Origin of the sequence: Pedobacter sp. G11, assembly GCF_003860265.1 — a bacterium.
Classification (GTDB): Bacteria; Bacteroidota; Bacteroidia; order Sphingobacteriales; family Sphingobacteriaceae; genus Pedobacter; species Pedobacter agri.
Map to the genome: position 1 here is coordinate 4,469,327 of NZ_CP034190.1, position 619 is coordinate 4,469,945.

The window sequence follows — 619 nt, forward strand, 5'->3', positions numbered from 1 at the left end:
ACCACCAGTGAAACCATTTGCAGAACCTGAATCACCGTTAGCCACGATCGCAATAGGATCTACTGTTACCGTAACATTCGCAGTTTTAGTCTGGCCAGGATTCAGTTTATCTTCGATCTGGTAAACAACAGTGTAAGTTCCTGCAGGCGTGTTCGCCGCAACGTTAACTTTTCCAGTTGCCGGATCTAAAGTCACTTTAGCATCCGTTGTTGAAACCTGGGTTAAGGTAACATTTGTCAAAGTTGCTGGCGCACCATTGTAGGTGTCATTCGCCAATACATCCGCAACTGCAGTACCACCAACAAAGCCATTTGCAGACCCTGTATCGTTAGTTGCAACCAAAGCAGGTGCACCAACAGTTACCGTTACAGAAGCTTGTTTGGTTTGACCAGGGTTTAGTTTATCTTCAATTTGATAAACCAAAGTATAAGTTCCGGCAGGTGTATTTGGTGCTACGTTTACTGCACCAGTTGCCGGATCTAAGCTTAAGCCTGGGTTACTTGCCGAAACCTGTGTTAAGGTTACATTCGTCAATGTTGCCGGACTCACACCATTATAGGTATCGTTTGTCAACACATTCGGAACAGCAACTCCTCCGGTAAAGCCATTGGCCGTACCG

General features: G+C 45.7%; 1 protein-coding gene. It reads right to left on the reverse strand.

Annotated elements, in window-relative coordinates; genetic code table 11:
- On the reverse strand, positions 1–619 hold a 619-nt coding region (locus tag EA772_RS22175), incomplete at both ends, for a hypothetical protein (protein WP_168187605.1).